We start from the raw sequence: 20291 nt of genomic DNA, 5'->3' as shown, positions 1-20291 counted from the left end.
CGATTATTTATGCGCAGGCTAAATGACGATGCTCGCCAATCGACCATGCTTAAGGTTACAATACGCCCCCTTATTACTAAGGATTATCCATGAGCGAAAAAGACACCAATAACAATGACGAATTTGCGCTATTTCAACAGGAAGTAAAGGGCGTAAGAAAGTTGTCACAGGATACCATAATCCATCAACCGAAAAAGGCTTTGCAGCAAAAAGAAATTCGCCGCACTTTTCGAGAAGCCAAGGATAATGAGTTCTATTTTTCGGATGAATTTGTGCCTCTGCTCAGTGTCGATGGTCCAACTCGTTACGCGCGTGATGATGTGTCTAAATACGAAGTGAAACGCTTACGTCGCGGTGTGTATGTACCCGATGTCTTTTTAGATTTGCATGGTATGACTCAAAATGAAGCCAAACGCGAATTAGGCGCCATGCTCGCTTATTGCGTTAAAGAAAGTATTTGTTGCGCCAGTGTCATGCACGGCATTGGAAAGCACATTTTAAAGCAGAAAGTACCATTGTGGCTTGCTCAACATCCAGATGTCATGGCGTATCACCAAGCCCCATTAGAGTTTGGTGGCAACGGCGCATTGTTGGTGTTGGTCTCTATTCCAGAAAGGTAGTGCATGACGTGAAGTTGCTGGCGGGTTAATCCTTTACTCAGCAACTTCAATGCCGTTTAAGTGGTGCGAATAAATCAGCTCGACTCTCCGGCTATAACTGCCAAAGCACCTCGCCTTTACGCGCATCGACATCAAAATCAATACACACCATGCCCGAGGTTGGGAACATCGGCGGATGTATTCCTGTGACAAAATCAGCGGTTAAATACCCCACCAATGGCAAATGAGACACTAAAATCACATTTTCTAAGCTTTGAGTTTCTGCCAGTGCGCATACATATTCCACCACCGTTTCCGAATCGCCATACGGTGTTATTTCATCACAGGCTTCAACGGTATCGGCGCTCAACACTTCTGAGATCACCTGCCAAGTTTGTTGCGCGCGTAAATAAGGACTCACCAATGCTAAATCAAATTGTGACGATCCTTTTTGCTGACAGTTTTTAGCCACTTGCAAAGATTGAGTCTGTCCTTGCTTGCTTAATGGTCGCTCAGCATCGCTCGGTGCAAATGCTTCTGCATCACCGTGGCGCATAATAAAAATCCGCATACATCACCTTACTAACAGTATCTTGCGATTAGGTATAGTACGCAGTATAGCAATATCAAGCGTCACTTTGTCGAGTCAAATAACATTGTTATCAGATATAGGTCTCAGCATGCTGTTTTTATCAACAAATTTGGCAAAAATTGGCACTAACTATCAATACCAATAAAAACTATTTGCAGCCTTTGCTTGCCGCGTCATAATTGAGATATAGCTGTGTTTTACTTTGTTCTCATTGGTGATCGTCTAATATTAACAAGCGCCTTTATGTCATTATGCTGATGCCATTTACTTATGTCATTAAGCTTATGTCATTAAGCAATTTGGCCTTGGCTTGGGTAATATTGCCTTCTCGTGACCAATGTGCCAAATCTCAGCTTTTTCACCATAGGCATTTCATCTCCACCATTTTCAGCCAATCCTCAACGCAGGGAGCGTTCAATGCACATTAGTCCAAACGATACCAAACAATACCGTTATCTCACTCTGGAAAATGGGCTGCGTGTGCTGATCATTCATGATCAAGATGCTCAAAAATCGGCCGCCGCATTAGCGGTCAATGTGGGTCACTTTGACGATCCCAGCCACCGTGAAGGCTTAGCGCATTATCTTGAACACATGTTGTTTTTAGGCACCGAGAAATTCCCAAGCGTTGGTGAGTTCCAATCCTTTATTAGTCAGCATGGCGGTAAAAACAATGCTTGGACTGGCACTGAGCATACCTGCTTCTTTTTTGATATCGCCTGCGATCAATACCCTGAAGCGCTTGATCGTTTTAGCCAATTTTTTATTGCCCCACTCTTTAATCCCGAAGCGCTCGATAAAGAACGCCAAGCAGTAGAGTCTGAATTTCGTCTCAAGCTTAAAGATGATATGCGCCGTTTGTATCAAGTGCATAAAGAAGTGGTCAACCCAGCGCATCCATTCGCTAAATTTTCAGTCGGTAATGTTGAAACCCTCAGTGATGTGCTCGATGACAACGGCCAACAGACTCATTCGATCCGCGATGAAATCATTGAATTTTATCAGCAATGCTATTCAGCTGATTTAATGACTGCCACTTTAATTGGTCCACATGATCTCGACCAATTAGAGCGCGCAGCAATACGCTATTTTTCTGCTATACCTAATCAGAACTTGGCAGGAAAGTCCGTGGATATTCCACTGTTACGAGAGCAAGACCACGCTAAATTTGTCACTATTGAACCGGAAAAAGACACCCGTAAGTTAATGCTCACCTTTAACTTTCCTGCTATGAATCATTTCTATCAGACCAAACCTTTGTCTTATATCGCTCATTTACTGGGAGATGAAGGTGAAGGCAGCCTGTTGCAATATTTAAAAGAGGAACAATTAATTACCTCGTTGACGGCCGGCGGTGGGATCAGTGGCAGTAACTTCCGCGAATTTTCAATCAGTTGTACTTTAACTAAGCTGGGTTTAACTCACGTTGAAAAAATCATCACCACCATTTTTCAATATATCGAATTGATCCGTCAGTCTGGGGTCGAAGAGTGGCGTTATAAAGAAAAACAAGCCGTATTGGAATCGGCTTTTCGCTTCCAAGAACCTTCACGCCCAATAGATACCGCCAGTCATCTGGTGATGAATATGCAAAATTATCAGCCAGATGATGTGATTTATGGCGACTATCAAATGGCGCAATTTGAAGAGGAACATCTGCGCCAATTAATGGCTAAGTTTACCCCGCAAAATATGCGGATCATGCTTATTGCTAAAGGATTGGAGTATTCTAAACATACTAAATGGTATCACTCGCCTTATTCGGTGCGCGATTTAACTGTGCAAGAGATCGCACAATGGCGCGATTTAAGCTTACAAGTTAAAATTCCCACGGCCGACTTACACCTACCAGAAGCCAATCCTTATATTTGTTATAACCTCGACCCTTCCCCATTGGAAAGCGACAGCAAAGTCCCAGAGCTTATTGAAGATCAACAAGGGTTTCGATTATGGCACTTACAAGAGCCTGAATTTAGAGTTCCTAAAGGCTTAGCATTTATTGCCATTGATAGCCCACATGCGGTCTCAACCCCTGACAGCATAGTCAAAACCCGTTTGTGCGTAGAAATGTTTTTAGACTCGTTGGTAAAAGAAACCTACCAAGCTGAAATCGCCGGGATGGGATATAACCTATACGCTCATCAAGGCGGCGTAACCTTAATGCTGTCGGGCTTTAGTGAAAAACAAGCTCAACTACTCGATGTGATCATCTATCGTTTTGCGTCACGCGAATTTAGCCAAGCTCGTTTTGATTCAATCAAACGCCAAATGTTGATCAATTGGCGAAATTGTCAAAAAAATCGTCCTATTTCGCAACTGTTCAATGCCATGACCGGAATTCTACAACCCAATAATCCCCCTTATCCGGTATTAATTGAAGCATTGGAATCAATAGAGGTGGATCAATTGCCAGAGTTTGTCGGCTCAATGTTATCGGAATTGCATATTGAAATGTTTGTCTATGGCGATTGGACGCGATCGGCAGCAGTCAATCTTGCCACCAGCCTTAAACAAGCGCTGCAAGTGCAAGATCAAAAATACCAAGAATCCTTACGCCCATTAGTCATGTTAGGTGAAAGCGGCACTTTCCAGCGAGAGTTGCAATGTAACCAAGCCGATTCAGCTTTAGTCTTGTATTACCAATCGCCCGAAGTGACCCCACAAAATGTGGCGCTCTACACTCTGGCGAACCATTTAATGTCGGCGGCGTTTTTCCATGAAATCCGCACTAAGCAACAACTGGGTTATATGGTGGGCACCGGCAATATGCCGCTCAATCGCCACCCTGGTTTAGCGCTGTATGTGCAATCTCCCAACGCCGCGCCAAGCGAATTATTGGCCTCGGTGGATGAGTTTTTAAATGCCTTTTACATGCTGTTATTAGAGTTAAACGAACAACAATGGCAAAGCAGTAAACAAGGACTGCTCAACCAAATTTTAGCTCCAGATAGCAATTTACGTTCACGCGGACAACGCTTATGGGTTGCAATAGGCAATAAAGATTTAAGCTTTAATAATCGCGAAATTGTCTCACAAGCCATCGTCAATTTAGACCGCAGCGAGATGATCCGTTTTGTAGTTAACACCCTAAAACCAAGAACCGCCAATCGCTTGATCATGCACTCAAAAGGCTTAGAGCATCAAGACGCCGAAGATCTCGCGGTCGGATTTGAAATTGGCTCAATTGAAGAGTTTCAACTGAGGCCCAAAGATGTGGATTTAGGTTAAGGGCAACAAAAAGCCCTGCTCTTATATTTTTTTAACTCGGAAGAGGCTATAAGTTTGTAGGGCTTAATGCGGGGTATTTTGGGGCTGTATTTACGCCATTTGAAAATTATATGGTGAAACATGCAGTGAGCTTTGCTGCTGTCTTGTTTTCCATAAATCATGAGCATTTTGTAATCGAAGCCAATGATCGGCTGATGGTTTTCCAAAAGCCAACTCAAGTCGTACAGCCATTTCGGGTGTCACTGAACCTTTTGCGTTTAAAACTTTAGATAGTGTTTTACGACTTACATCAAGGTGTTTTGCAACATCTGTGATCGTTAACTCTAAAGAGTCGATCACTAACTCCTTTAAAATTTCGCCCGGATGTGCGGGATTAAACATAGCCATTAGTGGTAATCCTCATAATTTACTATTTCAACATCACGCCCAGTAAACCTATATGTTATACGCCAATTTCCGTTTACTCGAACAGACCAAATATCTTTTCGGTCTCCTTTAAGTTGATGCATAAACAACCCTGGGAGATCCATATCATCAGGAACTTCGGCTTGATCTAAGTTAGCAAGAATAAGACGTAGTTTCTTTTCGTGCTTTTTCTGTATTCCCGCAGTGCCACCTGAAATATAGAACTTTCGAAGGCCTTTATGAATGAAGTTTTTAATCATAGGATAATTGTAACCCCAAGGGTTGCAAATTGACAGATGAATTTTGATCACGGATCAACACTCAAATAAGTAGCGGACAAGCATACAGTGACAACCTTTTGAGAGTAATCCATGGGATGATCGCGATTAAGATACGTGTTTAATCACTATTTGATTACGTCCGCTTTGTTTAGCGACATATAAACCTTCATCCGCAAAAGCGATGGCTTCGTTTAAGTTATGTTTGTCGGAATCAGCTTCAAAAACCCCACCACTGATTGTGAACCGACATTTTAATGACGATATTTTAGATATCCGAATTCGAATGTCTTCTGCAATCGCTTTTGCTTCAATTTCATTAAGGTCATTTAATAACAGGATAAATTCCTCGCCGCCATGACGAGAAACAAACACATTTGGTGATTCAAATTGCTTGAGAACATGTGTAACTTCTCGGATCACCTCATCCCCTTCGGCATGGCCATAGGTGTCATTAACGTTTTTAAATTTATCGATATCAAATAATACAATTGAATAGATGTTGGACGATGTTTGCTCAACCACTTGTGCCAATTCCATAAAGCATCGGCGATTATCTAACCCTGTTAGGTAGTCTTTTTTCTCAGCAATAATTTGTTTGCGGTGTCGGATTGTTAAAACAAAAATCAACGACGCAATAATAAGAAAAACACAGATTACAGCAGTGATCAGGCTACCATATAAATGAGTTGTTGATTGGTTCAGTTCTGAGTCTGAAATCCCAGTCGCTACCGTCCAATTCAAAAAGTCATAATGCTTATAGGCAATAGGTTCAACAACTGTTTTACCATTGACCTCAACCGGTTGAATAAATGTGCCTTCAGGCTCAGCTTTTACTTGTTTAAGGAACGCGTTCATATTCGAATTGAATAATTCCTGACTAGAGATATGCTGTTTCCCCTCAGGTTGTAAAATTATTTTCCCATTTTTATCAATAATATATATAAAACCAGTATCGCCAGGTTGATAATCGGCTAATTTTTTCTTCAATAAATTGGCGTCAACTAAATGTAGCATTTCCTCTTTATCAACGCTGCTCTTAATCACGGAATGAACGATCTTATCAATGTCATTATCGACACGTTTAAACTGAATGGCGGTGAGTCTAAGACTTCACCGCCATTTGTTTGGTACCGTATTAAATTATATGACTTTTAGTAGCCTCTACTCGATCATTAAGCGCTCAACAAAGTGAACGCTTCAATTTAACAATACTACGGGTTAACAAGACTACGGATAAAACTTATCCCCTGTCCCTGCTCGGGTTAACAAACCATCCGATGGGGCAAAGCGTGAGCCATATTTTCCGGCGTATTCATTCATGATTTCGACTAATTTAGCTGCGCCAATTTGATCGATGTATTTAAATGGGCCGCCCAAGAATGGAGGAAAACCAATGCCGAAAATCGCGCCAATATCACCATCGCGAGGGCTGGCGATAATACCGTCATCTAATGCTCGTACCGCTTCATTTAACATGAGGAGTAGGCAGCGCATTGAGACTACTTCTTCGCTTAAAATCGACTCTGGTTTTAATTTGAGTAGGCGATAAACCGACTTATCGACTTCTTTCTTTTTGCCTTTATAGCTGTAGAAACCTTTGCCGCTTTTACGCCCTTTACGATTATCTTTCAGCAAAATATCAAAGACATCGGGGGCTTTAAATCGATCGCCTAACTCTTCCACTAAAATCGGTGTGATTTTTGCGCCGATATCGACACCCACTTCATCAAGCAGTGCGATTGGGCCAACGGGGAAACCAAAATTAAGCAGCGCATTATCTATGTGTTCAATCGGTTCGCCCGACAACAACACTCTTGCCGCTTCGTTCATGTATGGCGCAAGGATACGGTTCACATAAAAGCCGGCTTTGTCTTTCACCACGATCGGCGTTTTACCTTGTTTACGGGCAAATTTCACTGTGGTAGCAATGACTTCATCCGAGGTGCCTTCATGAGGAATAACCTCAACTAATGGCATTTTATCAACTGGGCTAAAGTAATGCAGGCCAATCACATTTTCAGGATGCGCAGCGCCTTGGGCAATTTTAGCGATTGGTAAAGACGAAGTATTACTGGCAAAAATCACGCCTTGTTTAGCATGAGTTTCTATGTCTTTTACCATCGATTGCTTTAAGTTGAGATCTTCAAATACCGCTTCAATCACCATGTCTTTATGAGCAAAACCGGTAAAATCAGTGCCACCAGAAATCGACTGCATTTGCTTTTGTAACTGCGCTTTAGTTAATGCGCGGCGCTCAACCAATTTCCCCAATAGTTTGTAGCTGTAATTCATGGCATGTAACACGCCATCATTCGATACATCTTTAATCCGTACTGGCACTTTGGCTTTGGTGGCCGACACATAGCCAATCCCCGCCCCCATTAACCCGCCGCCTAATACTGCTACGTCGGTGATGGTTTTGGGAGTGGCATCACTGCCAAAATCTTTTTTCATTTCTGTGGTGGCAAAGAAAATCGAGCGCAACGCTTGTGACTCGGTTGTCATCACTAACTTGCCAAACTCTTGCGCTTCTTTAGCAAACCCTTTTTCAAGTCCATGCTCTAAACCATATTCAATGACTTCTAAAATCGCTTTGGCTGCAGGGTAATTGCCACGGGTTTTGTGATTGGTTTTTTTCGCCGCTTGTTCAAAAATCACCTTACGACCCATTTTAGTCTTGGCGATCATTTTTTCTTTCATATCGACTTTAGCTTTACGCTTAGGTTTACTAATAAATTGCTTAGCTGCTTCCAATAAAATCGATTGTGGCACACAAGCATCGGTCAAACCGAGTTTAAGGGCTTTTTTGGCTCGCAATTGTTTGCCAGTTAAGATCAAATCCAAACTGTTTAATAAACCAATTAAACGCGGCAAACGCTGCGTACCGCCCGAGCCAGGTAATAAGCCTAATTGAACTTCGGGCAAACCTAATTTAGTTGCGCCATCATCACTGCACACACGGTAATCACACCCTAGTGCCAACTCTAAGCCGCCACCTAAACATGGCCCATGGATCGCCGCAACCACAGTAAATGGCAAAGCAGACAAACGAGAAAACATTTGCTGACCCTGGGTTGCAAGTTGTTCTGCTTCCGCCGAGGACTGGCACGCTTCAAGCATGCGAACATCCGCACCAGCAATAAAGTTATCAGGCTTTAATGAGTGGACAATTAAGCCTTTTAGTTCAGATTTTTTAGCTTCCAATTGCTCAAAGATGGCTTGCATTTGATCGGCAAATTCAGCCTGCAGAGTATTCATTTTTTCGTTTGGTACATCGACTGCCAACCAAGCAAGATTGTCGTTATCAATCGTGAGAGTGAACGCGGTTTTATTGGATGTTTGCGCCTTGCTATTTTCCGTGGTCATTATTTCTCTCCTTGATTGTTCGCACTTTCGTCTTGTTTTTTAGGCTTAATGGTCGCTTCGCATTTATCGACTTCAAGGATCACTGCCGCGCCTAATCCACCCGCGGCGCAAGCGGTAGTTAATGCCAACCCGCCACCACGGCGTTTAAGCTCTCGTAAGGTTTGAGTCATTAAACGCGCGCCAGTTGCGGCAAACGGATGACCATAAGCAAGCGAGCCACCAAGTACGTTAAATTTATCCATATCAATCACGCCAATCGCTTTGTCTCGACCCAGCTTTTGTTTGGCAAATTCTTCCGAGGCAAACATCTTCACGTTGGCTAAAGTTTGAGCGGCAAACGCTTCGTGCATTTCAATTAAATCGAGATCGCTAAGCTCGATCCCCGCTCTATCCAGTGCGACTGGGGTGGCATAAGACGGCCCCATCAACATATCTTCATGCACATCAATGGCCGAAAATGCGTAAGAGCGTATGTAACCTAATACCTCCAAACCCAACTCTTTGGCTTTGCTTTCACTCATCATAAGTACAGCTGCCGCGCCATCGGTTAATGGGGTACTGGTGGCTGCCGTTACGCTGCCAAACTGACGATCAAACGCTGGACGTAGCTTTTCATATTGCTCGACGCTGGAATTTTCACGGATATTATTATCTTTATCAATCCACTGCTTAAATGGTTCTGGATAGGCGGTCATCACTTCATTTTGGATCAAGCCATCCCCCCAAGCTTGTGTGGCCAAAGAATGAGAACGGTGGGCTAAAGCATCTTGTTCAGCTCTTGGGATTTGGTGGGTTTTCGCCATTTGTTCGGCGGTTTGTCCCATTGAAATACCGGTTGAATATTCGGCAACCGCAGGAGGCACGGGCATCAGATCTTTAAATGATAATTTGCGCAAAATAGACAGCTTTTGTGGCAACGTTTTGGCTTTGCTGAGTTCAAGTAGACTTTGCGCCAACGATTTCGTCACCCCAATTGGTAAGACTGAAGATGAATCCGCCCCCCCTGCGATACCAATATCAATCGTGCCCGACATAATGCTTTCTGCCACATTGACCGCAGATTGGAAACTGGTAGCACAAGCTCGCGTCACACTGTAGGCATCGGTCGACACATCCATGCCTGTTCCTAATACAATTTCACGCGCAATATTGGGCGCGGCAGGCATTTGTACCACTTGCCCAAACACCACTTGATCGACCAATTTGGGATCAATATTGGTGCGAGCCAACAATTCGCTCACCACCATTTTGCCCAGATCCACCGCCGGTACTTGTTTGAATGCCGTACCTTGTCGAGCAAATGGTGTTCTTAAGCCTGAAACAATCGCGATACGATCGCCACTACGAGTTTTCATTTCCTGCTGAGCCATATTTGATCCTTTCGCTATGAATATACCCTTGGCACCTGAACATTAACGCCCTTACCTTGGCTATAATATGGAGTTGTTAGTTAACTTTCCGAACGGTTAATGCATAAAATCTTAAATCATGCACAAAACCTTAAGGAGGTCTGACCTGTTATTGATTCTATGCTATCGGATCCGAAAACGTATCTCTAATTTTCAACAAAATGTTAACGCAAACTTGTGATCCTATCGACGCTTCGGTAATGTCGATAATTCAAATACAAACAAATAACACCTTTTTAACAGTTCTATCGTTAAAAATTCTTTTTTGATCTAAAAACCATAGATTTATCATGTCATTTACTCATTTCAATATCAAAACAATAATGGTGAATTTACCAACAACGACAGCAAAAATGTTAAATTTTACTTATAGGGAATGTGGTTGAGGAATTTATTGTGATAATCCGTCAGATATTTAGAAATAAAAAAGCGCCTGACACGGTCAATAAAGATATGGATAAACAAAAACGCTATGAAAGCTTAGTCAGGGCTTATCACCGAGATCTTTATCGCTATGCCTATTGGCTATGCAAAGACAAACATATTGCCGAAGATTTAGTGCAAGATACCTGCCTGCGCGCATGGAAAGCACTCGACAGCTTGCAAGATGAAAAAGCTGCTAAAGCTTGGCTGATCACAATATTACGTCGTGAGAATGCTCGCCGCTTTGAACGCAAGCAATTTGATTTGGTCGATATCGACGAACCGGGCAACAGTGGTTCCAGTAACGATGATCCTCATCACCAACAGCAATGGTTGCAAAAGCAGATCATGAATTTAGAAGTGGATTATCGCGAGCCATTATTTTTGCAAGTTATTGCCGGTTTTAGTGGTGAAGAAATCGCACAAATCCTCGATCTCAATAAAAACACCGTGATGACGCGACTGTTTCGCGCCCGTAATCAACTCAAAGAAAGCTTAGAGATTACTGAGCCGTCCAAGGAGGCAAATAATGGATGATTTAGAATTTCGACGTCGGTTATTGTCCGACCCTCACGATCGCAGCGACGAAATACTACAAAAAATTCTTGATGATCAACAAAATCGTCAATATGTCGAAGGCTTATTGAATCTCGATAGCAAAATTGAGCAAGCCTTTCATGTTGATGTACCTGACGATCTAGCGGATAAAATCATTTTTGCCCATTCGCCGGCCAAAAAACAAGTCAATATGAGTAGCCGCATGTTTGCCCTTGCTGCTTCATTGATTTTTGCCATCGGCCTCGGGGTCGGTCAAATTAATTGGGGCAATGTGTTGGTCTCTCCAGCCCACGCCAGCCTTGAGAATATGGCGATGCATCATATTGAACATGGTGAGCAATTTATTAGTGGTATTAATGAAGGCAATAGTGAACAAGAGGTCAATGCTAAGTTAAGCGTCTATTCCTATCGATTGTCTAGTGATTTCCCTTACCATATTTATTATTTAAATCATTGTGGCTTTAGTGCAACCCAACATGCCTTACACATGGTTTTTGCAGGTCAACATGGGAGAGTAACTGCGTTTGTGACGAAAATTCATTCTGATAAAAAAATCGACTTTACTCAACAAGGAATGAAAGGACAAATCATCCCATTAGAAAAAGGAAGCTTGGTTCTTATCGGCAGTAAACAAGAGAATATCGACGCACTTTCTCAAACTATCACTCCATTATTGACGTTCACGCAATAAATCAAACTTTTTTTACTGCGCAAAATATGTGAAGCACATGTAAAATACCGCCCTATTTTATTTGTGCTTGGTACTTTTCTCTAAATCCTCCTACATTTATAAAAAATATCTCATAAACAACAAGATAACGCCATCACTCCGCAGTAAGCATATTCAAAATCTAAAATAGATGCATAACTCTAATCCATCAACCCAATAACTGACACATAATTTCAATCTTCTCAATTTGGAATTTCAACGTCAGGTTTGTGTCAATCACTCGCTTTTCACCACCACGTTATCAATGGTCGGATATGTTCAATTCTGCATCTCCCCCATAATGCGCCTCCTTTAGCACCCCCCCACTTTTTTTATAGGTATCTGTTTAATGAAAAAGCTGAGTGTATTCACCACCTCAACTCTAACCGCAGCCATGTTATTAGCATCGCTCCCAACCCAAGCCGCTGGCTTCCAATTGGATGCTCAATCGGCGACAGGTTTAGGTCGAGCTTATGCAGGTGACGGTATCATTGCAGATAACGCTTCGGTCATGGCTATCAACCCAGCTGCAATGTCGATGTTTGATAAAACCTCATTCTCAATGGGTGCAACATCTGTTACATCGCAAATAGCTGTTAGTGACGCAACTTATTCTAGTTTTTTATCATGGAAAAAGGATGTTTCGGCAAACTACGATAATGCTGGTGGTACAGATGTAGTACCAAACATGTATCTGATTGTTCCTGTAAATGATAAATGGGCTCTAGGAGCCGGATTATATTCAAACTTTGGCACTACAACAAAATTTGACAGCTCTTATGTTGCTAAAGAATATGGTGGGAAAACAAAAGTATTGAGTGGTGAATTAGCTCTTGCTGCATCTTACCGTTTAAACGACCAATGGAGCTTTGGAGCAGGGATTGACTTAATTTATGGTGTGGGTACATTCAATCGTAGTATAGATATAAAAATGAATGATGGCCCATTTATAAGACCAGATTATCATACACATACAATTAATATGGCTGACATTAAGGCTGATGGCTTTGGAGTTGGTTGGAATACAGGGATTGCATACGAACTTGATGAAAATAATCGTTGGGGCTTTTCATACCACCATAGCCCTAAGATTACAGCAAAAGGCGATTTTGATGGCGTGATAGGTAAAGCGTCATCAGAAATTTATTTACCGCTTCCTGATTTTGCAAATTTTTCAGGCTATAACCGTTTTGCTGGTACACCATTTGCCATTAGTTATTCGATTCAATGGACTGGTTGGAATGTATTTGACAAGTTAGACACTAATACTAACACTATTCAAAATTTTGAGTGGAATAATACTTGGCATTATTCACTTGGTGGCACCTATTATATGAACGATCAATGGACATTGCGTGCTGGTTATATGTATGACCAAGGCGCCCAAGGAAAGGAAGTTCGTACAATTGCTGTTCCTGACTCTAATCGACAATGGTTCTCCGCAGGGGTTTCTTATGCTCCAACTAAAGACTCAAGTATTGACTTTGGTTTCACATACTTATTAGGTCAAGATATGCATGTTCACCAAAATAGTATCGTAACCTCAATAGATGCGACAACTCGTGCTAACGCTATTATTGCTGGCGTACAGTACAGCAAATCGTTCTAATTGGTTTACCATAAACAGCTTAACCAACGCTAACTAAAAACAAAGCCTTAGATCATAAGATCTAAGGCTTTGTTGTTTTCTATTGATACTCATTGCAGCAATGTAATGACCAATTAAAACTGACATTAATAATCGTGGCCTAAATACTCTTCTAGTAAATCGTCGGCCACCACCGGCTCCGGCTGTTTTTCAATTTCGGCTTTAAAGTCTTGATGCTGCAAATAAATACTCTGGCTGAGTGCGTATGGATCGGGTGAGTTGCGCAATGTGCCCTCTTGCGGGATCAATTCATAACGCGACTCTAAGCCCTGAATCACCCACTTGCCGGCACTCTGCCAGAACGTGAGCCAATATAAAGGCACATACAAGCTATCGGCCTGATCAGCAAGATCACGAACCGTTAATGGCCCATAAGCGGGCATCATAAAGTACGGTCCATTTCCCACACCATAATAACCAAGTACATCACCAAACTCACGAGTGGAAGGATTGATCCCAGCCTCACTGGCAATATCAAGAAAGCCAAGCAAACCAATGGTGCTGTTAATCCAAAAGCGATTAAACCCATCCAGCGCTTCGCTGCCATTACCCATAAACAGGTTATTCACCATACTGGCTGGCTCTTCTAAGTTATCTAAAAAATTGGACAAGCCTGCAGTGAGCGGAGTTGGTAGCCATTCCATATAAGCAATTGAGGTTGGGCGCACAACATAAGGATCGAGGTACTCATAGTTAAGCTCCCACATGCTGCGGTTAAAACCTTCAAATGGATCGCTGACTTTAGTATTTGTGCTACTGGCTGGAGAAGATTCAGAATTCTCAGGCGTGCTACTGCAACCCATCACTAATGATAAGCTGAGTAGAGAAAATAAAGGGAAAGACGCTTGTATCCTGATCAAATAATCACATCCTGTGAACGTTTGGTTATAGCTGTTTCATTCTAATTATATATCCGTCTTACTTGAAGCTTCAGCTTTGTTGGCTGCGCTAACTCACCCCAATCACTTAGGCAAGCTAAGCTCATGTACTTGCCGCCTCACTGCAACTTCAATTACTTTGGGTATAGGCTTAGCAAGCGCTCAATATTGAACGTAGAGAGAAGTGTAAAAATTATTACTGCTTAAGCCTAATCTGCAATATTACCAAATAAAAAAGGCAAGTCATTAAAATAACTTGCCTTTCTCTAACTAAATCCAAATATTCAAAAATAATTCATGATTTAATTGTATGTGCTATTCCTCCTACGTCAACTCTGTATGAGGTTGCATACCGGCTTATTAATATTGCTTATCAAGTGATAACACTACGTCATCGCCTAAGTGCACCGGTAGGCTTTCGCCATGCCAATCATGATCACGGGTCGAGACATCACCATCGGTATCAATGCGAGCACGCACCATAATATCCGATAAACTGGATAATTTACGTTGCTTCATCATGCTGTTGCTATCATCAAGCACCACAGTGACGGGGAACTTAGACAACGGATAACGAGCGGCGGCAATTGGCATTGGTGAGCCATCTGCGCTATGAATCGACACAATCAATACGCCAGTTTTTGGCATGGTCGCTTCAGGTGATAATGAAATAGTCACACTAACAGGCGTACCTTCATGCTGCACTTGTTGTGCTGCGTTTTGCTGCTGTGCGGTTGCGCCCATTTCACGTTGAGCGGTTTGGATACTGCGCTCTAGCATCGCATAACGAGAATCATCTTTGCCAATTTTCGCTTGCAGTTCACGCCAGTATTGGATCGCTTGAGCAAACTGTCCATTCTCATAAGCATTAAAAGCCATCAGTGAATAAACGCGCGGATCGACATCCGGTTGTTTTAGCAATTGATTTAAGATCCGGCCCGATTTTTCTACATCCGCTTGCTCAGATGAGAACATCAATGCTTGCGCTAGGCTCAGTTGAATATCTGAATTATTAGGCAGCAATTTATCCGCTTTGGTTAACGCGCCAACCGCTGTTTCAACATCTCGGTTCGATAACGCAATACGACCTAATAACACCCAGCCAGTGCCATCATCAGGGCGAGTTTGCAGACGAGTACGCATTGCTAAAGTTAAATCGTTCATTTGTTGATCGGTTAACTCTGCGCCTTTCGGATCCATTAATTTTTGAGTCAACTCAGGCAAACTGTGTTGCACTTTTTCCCAATGTGATACTTGGTCATGCGCACCAAACAGCATATACATGCCATAGGTTAACACCACCATAAACAACACCATTGGGATCGCCATCCACTTTACTTTTTGATGACCCGCCGCCGCATTTTTATCTGCGTTTGGGATATCATCCAGTAGTGACTGTTTAAGGTCGGTGACCAATTCGTCTTTGTCTTCAATAATACCGGCAGAATCTTCCGACTCTAACTCATTTAAACGATCTTTAAAAAAGGCTTTATTGAGATCATCTCGCTGAGCCGCTTCATCGACATTACTGGGCTTTAACAATGGGTAAATAATAAATAATGCCGACACCGCCAGCAGTACCACAGTACAAATCCAAAAAACTATCATACGTCTTTACCCTTTTTATCATCCTTGCTGGCATTATTTGCATCGTTATTCACCACATCTTCTTCAGACAGAAGTTGCTGTAAACGTTGCTCATGCTGATCATCCCATTGCTCAGGATTTTCCTTATTTAGTGCGGCTCGACGACGAGTGCGTAAGAAAATAAAAGCAAATCCGAACAATACAATACTCAATGGTGCAACCCACAAAATAGCGGTTGTCGCATTTAGCGGCGGATTATAAGTCACAAAGTTGCCGTAACGCGCCACCATGTAATCGATAATTTCTTGCTTTGATTTACCTTGCTTGGTCATCAAGTAGGTTTTTTCACGCAAGTCTTTAGCAAGCTCTGCATTAGAATCTGAGATCGAGTTATTCTGACACTTAGGGCAACGTAAGGTATGGCTTAACTCTTGAAATTGAGCCTCTTGCGCTGGAGTATCAAAATCAAACACTTCAATCGCCGCAAAGGTTGGAAAGCTTAATGCCACCAACAACAGCACCATAAATGAGGAGAGTTTTTTCATTAGTTCTGCCCCATCATTGGTGTCGGTTTAAATTGCGTGGTTTGACCGGCTAACTTGTTATAAAGCGGCAACAAGGTATCGTTCCAGTTTTCAGCGTTCACATCACCGACATGGCGGTATTGAATTTTGCCATTGGCATCAATTAAGAACGTTTCTGGAGCGCCATATACGCCAAGATCAAGGCCAAACATACCATTACCGTCAAACAACACGATTTGATATGGGTCACCCAAATCTTTTAGCCATTTCTCTGCTTTAGCACGATCATCTTTGTAGTTAAGACCAATGATGTTGACTCCTTCACCCGATAAAGTATTTAAAAACTTATGTTCGGCATAGCAAGTCGGACACCAGGTTGCCCATACATTTAAGATCAAAGGCTTACCTTTAAACAATGTTTGATCATAGGTTTTAGTTGGCTGATACAAATCTTCTAATTGAAAATCAGGTACTGATTTACCCACTAATACCGATTCTAGCTTAGTGGGATCATCACCTTTAGCGTTGCGGGTTAATTGAGTAGCAAACACCACCACCAACACAACAAATAACGCCAAGGGAGCAAATAATATTTTACGATTCATGCTTACGCCTCCTGACCTGATTTATTGGCATTTAATTTTGATTTCTTGTTAAAGCGATAACGTTTATCGCTAATGGCGAGAATGCCACCAATCGCCATAAAGATTGCGCCTAACCAAATCCAACGAATAAAAGGTTTATAGTAAATTCGTACAGCCCAAGCATTGTCGGTACCGTCTAATTTTTCACCCATCGCGATGTAGAGATCACGAGTAAGGCCCGCATCAATCGCCGCTTCGGTCATCATCGAACCTGCCGTGTGGTAATAACGTTTTTCAGCATGCAGCGTATTCACAAACTTACCATCATCGGTAATGGTGAAATCGGCGATGAAACCTTCATAGTTAGGACCATCATGATCTCGTAAACCATCAAAGTGGAATTGATAGCCTTGAATATCAAAGGTTTGTCCTGGTTCTAAACGTACATCACGCTCAATGCTGTAGTTTTGCACCATCGCAATACCAATAATGGTTACGGCAAGACCAATATGGCCTAACATCATTGCCCAATGGCTACGTTGAAGTTTGGTTATGCCCACCATAAACGAATGACGGTGAGTGGCACGTTGATATAACTCAAAGCAATGCATGCTCACAATCCAAATCGCTAAGAACCAACCTAGCGTCGCCAGTGGTTTAAATTGCTCAGCTGACATTAAGCCAATCACGACCGCTAACACCACTGAAATAACCGCCGATAGCAAGATTGGCATCTTGACGCTAGATAAATTATCGCGCTTCCAACGAATTAATGGACCAATACCTAAAATGATGCTGAATGGCACAATTAACCAAGTAAATAATGAATTGAAGAATGGCGCACCAATTGAAACGGAACCCATACCAATTTGTTTATGCACTAATGGCAATAACGTCCCGATCATCACCACAACTAACGCGGCAATCAACAGAATATTATTCGATAACAGCGCATTTTCACGCGAGAACAATGAGTAGTTACCACGGACACGAACTTTTGAGCCTTTAATCGCAAACAGCAATAATGAACCGCCAATAACGATGGCAAGGAAAGCCAAAATAAACATGCCGCGCGCCGGATCAGATGCAAATGAATGCACTGAAACCAAAATACCGGAACGAACTAAGAAGGTGCCGAGCAAGCTTAATGAAAACGCAGAAATCGCCAGTAATACCGTCCATGCTTTAAAGGTGCCACGTTTCTCAGTGACCGCTAATGAGTGCATTAATGCAGTACCAGCAAGCCAAGGCATAAAGGATGCGTTTTCAACTGGATCCCAGAACCACCAACCACCCCAGCCAAGTTCGTAATAAGCCCACCAAGAACCTAGCGCGATACCCACGGTTAGAAATACCCAAGCGGCGGTTGTCCAAGGACGAGACCAACGCGCCCACGCTGTATCTAAACTCCCCGTCATTAATGAGGCAATTGCAAATGAAAACGCAACCGAGAAGCCGACATAACCCATGTACAGCATCGGTGGGTGAATAATCAAACCAGGATCTTGCAACAACGGATTAAGATCGCGACCATCAACCGGGAAGTAAGGTAAAATACTTAAAAATGGATTGGAAGTCAGAATGATAAACAATAGGAAACCGACCGAGATCATCCCCATGACCGCCAGTACGCGTGAAATAGATTCAAGCGGCATACCACGGCTAAAGGAGGCAACGGCCACCGTCCAAATTGCTTGGATCAGAACCCAAAGCAATAATGAACCTTCATGTGCGCCCCAAACCGCGGTTAAACGGTAATACCAAGGAAGTTGGCTGTTTGAGTTACTGGCCACATATTGCAAGGTAAAGTCATTGCTATAAAACGCCCATAATAGCGTACCAAACGAGAACAATAACGTCAGGAACATGCCCCAAGATAGCGGCCTCGCCATCCCCATTAAGGTTCTATTATTGGTACTTGCGCCATACAGCGGAAAGATACTTAATAAAATTGAAAAGCCCAACGCTAAGATTAAGGCAAAGTGTCCAAGTTCAGCAATCATTGCCCGCTTCCTTGTTCCGATGTTGATGGAGACGCTTCCGATTTAGGATCAGGCGTTTCAGTGTTGTATCCGGGTTGATGCTTTTTCTTCATCGCTTGTTCAATTTCCGAAGGCATGTAATTTTCATCATGTTTTGCCAGCACTTCAAAAGCATCAATCGTCGTGGCATCTTTTAATGTGCCTTGTGCCACGATGCCTTGTCCTTCACGGAACAGATCAGGCAAGATACCGGTGTAATTAACCGTCACTTTTGGGCCAATATCTTCTAACTCAAAACTGACGTTAAGGGTATCTGGATCGCGCTTAACCGACCCCACTACCACCATGCCACCAATGCGCAGTTTTTCACCTACATGCGGTTTAGTGCCGTCATCCTTACCATTGACGATTTCAGTCGGGGTATAGAATAAATTCATATTTTGATTAAGGGCGTACATGATTAGGCCAACAGTACCAGCCACACCAATCAAGATGGCGAGGATAATCGCGAGTCTTTTTTTACGTCTTGGGGTCATAGTGTATTTTCCATTTTTTTAGCCGCTTGAATACGCGCTTCACGATCCATTTTTTGCTGAATCTCTTTAAATAATGCTTTATTTTGCGAAATACTGCTCCAGCACAAAATCCCTAAACTTGCGAAAGTAATACCAAATGCGCTCCAAACATAAGCGGCATAATTACCCATGGCAATAAAATCTGAAAAAGAATCAAAATACATTACTTCACCTCATGCTTGGCTGTATTTGAATGGGATGAAAAACGTGCTTTCACGAGTTCAAGTACCCAAGGTCGATGACTTTCTCGATGTAAAATTTCGGTACGAAAACGCACCAGAGTCAGTGCAATAGAAAAACTGGCAAAACCAAAGATATTTAGTAGCAAAGGCCATAACATATCTGGCGACATTGAAGGTTTGCCCATTTTAGTGATCGTCGCGCCTTGATGCAGTGTATTCCACCATTCAACCGAATAATGAATAATTGGAATATTAATCACCCCAACAATGGCCAAAATACCCGCTGCTTTGGCAGCTGTTTTGTGATCATCAAACGCATGATAAAGCGCGATAACCCCAAGGTATAAGAATAGTAAAATCAGTTCTGATGTTAGGCGAGCATCCCATACCCACCAAGCGCCCCACATAGGTTTACCCCATACAGCACCCGTCACTAATGCAATAAAAGTGAACACAGCGCCAATCGGAGCCATAGCCGCGGCGGCCATATTCGACAGTTTTAATTGCCATACCAAACCGACAAAAGCAGCAATCGCCATTGATACATAAATACCCATCGACCACATTGCTGCGGGCACATGAATATAGATAATTCTAAAGCTGTCACCTTGTTGATAATCGGCTGGAGCAAAGGCCAAGCCCCATACTGTTCCTGCCACAATTAACAGGACGGCGAAAACCGTAAACCAAGGCAATAATGCGCCACAAAGCTGATAGGTTTTTTCAGGCTTTGCATAAGGATGTAGCCATTTCCACATGAT

Annotated in this window: 19 protein-coding genes; 5 read left to right on the top strand and 14 right to left on the bottom strand. The window is 42.6% G+C overall.

All coding sequences use genetic code 11. From position 1 onward, the window contains the following. Positions 1-89 precede the first annotated feature (89 nt). Positions 90-620 (top strand): endonuclease SmrB, encoded by a 531-nt coding sequence (smrB, locus tag GFB47_RS03645; protein WP_153446627.1) that lies wholly within the window; start codon positions 90-92, stop codon positions 618-620. A 91-nt stretch (positions 621-711) separates the two neighbouring features. Here smrB and sixA read toward each other — a convergent pair whose 3' ends face one another. Next, the gene (gene sixA, locus GFB47_RS03640; protein WP_153446625.1) at positions 712-1170 is read right to left on the bottom strand and encodes a phosphohistidine phosphatase SixA; all 459 of its coding nucleotides are present in this window, start codon (positions 1168-1170) and stop codon (positions 712-714) included. Positions 1171-1608: 438 nt separating this feature from the next. Between sixA and GFB47_RS03635 the strand changes: the two genes are divergently transcribed. After that, positions 1609-4419 carry an insulinase family protein gene (locus GFB47_RS03635; protein ID WP_153446623.1) on the top strand — a complete coding sequence of 937 codons (2811 nt, stop codon included), beginning with the start codon at positions 1609-1611 and terminating at the stop codon, positions 4417-4419. 90 nt (positions 4420-4509) lie between these two features. Here the strand turns inward: GFB47_RS03635 and GFB47_RS03630 are convergent, their stop codons facing one another. The 5 genes from GFB47_RS03630 to fadI all read right to left on the bottom strand — a co-directional run bounded on the left by GFB47_RS03630 (position 4510) and on the right by fadI (position 9841). Further along, complete coding sequence (locus GFB47_RS03630) at positions 4510-4806, bottom strand: HigA family addiction module antitoxin (protein WP_153446622.1); 297 nt, start codon at positions 4804-4806, stop codon at positions 4510-4512. Further along, a complete protein-coding gene (locus GFB47_RS03625; protein ID WP_153446620.1) occupies positions 4806-5084 on the bottom strand; it encodes a type II toxin-antitoxin system RelE/ParE family toxin in 279 nt (92 codons plus the stop codon). Before GFB47_RS03625 ends, GFB47_RS03630 begins: the two co-directional genes overlap by 1 nt. Before the next feature lie 126 nt (positions 5085-5210). Next, positions 5211-6149 (bottom strand): diguanylate cyclase domain-containing protein, encoded by a 939-nt coding sequence (locus GFB47_RS03620; protein WP_153446618.1) that lies wholly within the window; start codon positions 6147-6149, stop codon positions 5211-5213. Between the two features lie 183 nt (positions 6150-6332). Next, complete coding sequence (gene fadJ / locus GFB47_RS03615) at positions 6333-8471, bottom strand: fatty acid oxidation complex subunit alpha FadJ (RefSeq protein ID WP_153446617.1); 2139 nt, start codon at positions 8469-8471, stop codon at positions 6333-6335. Further along, on the bottom strand, positions 8471-9841 hold the full coding sequence (gene fadI / locus GFB47_RS03610) for an acetyl-CoA C-acyltransferase FadI (RefSeq protein ID WP_153446615.1): 1371 nt from the start codon (positions 9839-9841) through the stop codon (positions 8471-8473). The genes fadJ and fadI overlap by 1 nt, the downstream gene beginning before the upstream one ends. 450 nt (positions 9842-10291) lie before the next feature. On the opposite strand from fadI, the gene GFB47_RS03605 reads away from it, so the two are divergent. From GFB47_RS03605 to GFB47_RS03595, 3 genes are all read left to right on the top strand, one after another. After that, complete coding sequence (locus tag GFB47_RS03605) at positions 10292-10840, top strand: sigma-70 family RNA polymerase sigma factor (RefSeq protein WP_153448133.1); 549 nt, start codon at positions 10292-10294, stop codon at positions 10838-10840. Then, a complete protein-coding gene (locus GFB47_RS03600) occupies positions 10833-11552 on the top strand; it encodes a DUF3379 family protein (RefSeq protein WP_153446613.1) in 720 nt (239 codons plus the stop codon). The genes GFB47_RS03605 and GFB47_RS03600 overlap by 8 nt, the downstream gene beginning before the upstream one ends. A gap of 367 nt (positions 11553-11919) precedes the next feature. Continuing rightward, on the top strand, positions 11920-13179 hold the full coding sequence (locus GFB47_RS03595; protein WP_153446612.1) for an outer membrane protein transport protein: 1260 nt from the start codon (positions 11920-11922) through the stop codon (positions 13177-13179). Between the two features lie 125 nt (positions 13180-13304). On the opposite strand, the gene GFB47_RS03590 is transcribed toward GFB47_RS03595, so the two are convergent. From GFB47_RS03590 to GFB47_RS03555, 8 genes are all read right to left on the bottom strand, one after another. Beyond that, positions 13305-14021: an MlaA family lipoprotein gene (locus GFB47_RS03590; protein WP_153448132.1), complete on the bottom strand. Its 717-nt coding sequence runs from the start codon at positions 14019-14021 to the stop codon at positions 13305-13307. 435 nt (positions 14022-14456) lie between these two features. Continuing rightward, complete coding sequence (ccmI, locus tag GFB47_RS03585) at positions 14457-15704, bottom strand: c-type cytochrome biogenesis protein CcmI (protein ID WP_153446610.1); 1248 nt, start codon at positions 15702-15704, stop codon at positions 14457-14459. Continuing rightward, complete coding sequence (locus tag GFB47_RS03580) at positions 15701-16228, bottom strand: cytochrome c-type biogenesis protein (protein WP_153446608.1); 528 nt, start codon at positions 16226-16228, stop codon at positions 15701-15703. Before GFB47_RS03580 ends, ccmI begins: the two co-directional genes overlap by 4 nt. After that, complete coding sequence (locus tag GFB47_RS03575; RefSeq protein WP_153446607.1) at positions 16228-16812, bottom strand: DsbE family thiol:disulfide interchange protein; 585 nt, start codon at positions 16810-16812, stop codon at positions 16228-16230. The genes GFB47_RS03580 and GFB47_RS03575 overlap by 1 nt, the downstream gene beginning before the upstream one ends. Before the next feature lie 2 nt (positions 16813-16814). Continuing rightward, positions 16815-18794: a heme lyase CcmF/NrfE family subunit gene (locus GFB47_RS03570; RefSeq protein ID WP_153446605.1), complete on the bottom strand. Its 1980-nt coding sequence runs from the start codon at positions 18792-18794 to the stop codon at positions 16815-16817. Beyond that, positions 18791-19309, bottom strand: a complete 519-nt coding sequence (gene ccmE / locus GFB47_RS03565) for a cytochrome c maturation protein CcmE (protein ID WP_153446603.1) — start codon at positions 19307-19309, stop codon at positions 18791-18793. Before ccmE ends, GFB47_RS03570 begins: the two co-directional genes overlap by 4 nt. Next, entirely contained in the window at positions 19306-19512 is a 207-nt protein-coding gene (gene ccmD, locus GFB47_RS03560) for a heme exporter protein CcmD (RefSeq protein ID WP_153446601.1), read from the bottom strand. The genes ccmE and ccmD overlap by 4 nt, the downstream gene beginning before the upstream one ends. Next, the gene (locus GFB47_RS03555; RefSeq protein WP_153446600.1) at positions 19512-20288 is read right to left on the bottom strand and encodes a heme ABC transporter permease; all 777 of its coding nucleotides are present in this window, start codon (positions 20286-20288) and stop codon (positions 19512-19514) included. Before GFB47_RS03555 ends, ccmD begins: the two co-directional genes overlap by 1 nt. Positions 20289-20291 lie beyond the last annotated feature (3 nt).

This window comes from Vibrio algicola (genome assembly GCF_009601765.2).
Lineage (GTDB): Bacteria > Pseudomonadota > Gammaproteobacteria > Enterobacterales > Vibrionaceae > Vibrio > Vibrio algicola.
Note: the sequence above shows the minus strand (reverse complement) of the source record. Positions and strands in the feature narration are given on the sequence as shown.

Excerpts from the sequence above, each read along its gene's own strand:
- smrB (WP_153446627.1), top strand. The coding sequence starts at position 90 with ATGAGCGAAAAAGACACCAATAACAATGACGAATTTGCGCTATTTCAA.
- sixA (WP_153446625.1), bottom strand. The coding sequence starts at position 1,170 with ATGCGGATTTTTATTATGCGCCACGGTGATGCAGAAGCATTTGCACCG.
- GFB47_RS03635 (WP_153446623.1), top strand. The coding sequence starts at position 1,609 with ATGCACATTAGTCCAAACGATACCAAACAATACCGTTATCTCACTCTG.
- GFB47_RS03630 (WP_153446622.1), bottom strand. The coding sequence starts at position 4,806 with ATGGCTATGTTTAATCCCGCACATCCGGGCGAAATTTTAAAGGAGTTA.
- GFB47_RS03625 (WP_153446620.1), bottom strand. The coding sequence starts at position 5,084 with ATGATTAAAAACTTCATTCATAAAGGCCTTCGAAAGTTCTATATTTCA.
- fadJ (WP_153446617.1), bottom strand. The coding sequence starts at position 8,471 with ATGACCACGGAAAATAGCAAGGCGCAAACATCCAATAAAACCGCGTTC.
- fadI (WP_153446615.1), bottom strand. The coding sequence starts at position 9,841 with ATGGCTCAGCAGGAAATGAAAACTCGTAGTGGCGATCGTATCGCGATT.
- GFB47_RS03600 (WP_153446613.1), top strand. The coding sequence starts at position 10,833 with ATGGATGATTTAGAATTTCGACGTCGGTTATTGTCCGACCCTCACGAT.
- GFB47_RS03595 (WP_153446612.1), top strand. The coding sequence starts at position 11,920 with ATGAAAAAGCTGAGTGTATTCACCACCTCAACTCTAACCGCAGCCATG.
- GFB47_RS03590 (WP_153448132.1), bottom strand. The coding sequence starts at position 14,021 with ATGGGTTGCAGTAGCACGCCTGAGAATTCTGAATCTTCTCCAGCCAGT.
- ccmI (WP_153446610.1), bottom strand. The coding sequence starts at position 15,704 with ATGATAGTTTTTTGGATTTGTACTGTGGTACTGCTGGCGGTGTCGGCA.
- GFB47_RS03580 (WP_153446608.1), bottom strand. The coding sequence starts at position 16,228 with ATGAAAAAACTCTCCTCATTTATGGTGCTGTTGTTGGTGGCATTAAGC.
- GFB47_RS03575 (WP_153446607.1), bottom strand. The coding sequence starts at position 16,812 with ATGAATCGTAAAATATTATTTGCTCCCTTGGCGTTATTTGTTGTGTTG.
- GFB47_RS03570 (WP_153446605.1), bottom strand. The coding sequence starts at position 18,794 with ATGATTGCTGAACTTGGACACTTTGCCTTAATCTTAGCGTTGGGCTTT.
- ccmE (WP_153446603.1), bottom strand. The coding sequence starts at position 19,309 with ATGACCCCAAGACGTAAAAAAAGACTCGCGATTATCCTCGCCATCTTG.
- ccmD (WP_153446601.1), bottom strand. The coding sequence starts at position 19,512 with ATGTATTTTGATTCTTTTTCAGATTTTATTGCCATGGGTAATTATGCC.
- GFB47_RS03555 (WP_153446600.1), bottom strand. The coding sequence starts at position 20,288 with ATGTGGAAATGGCTACATCCTTATGCAAAGCCTGAAAAAACCTATCAG.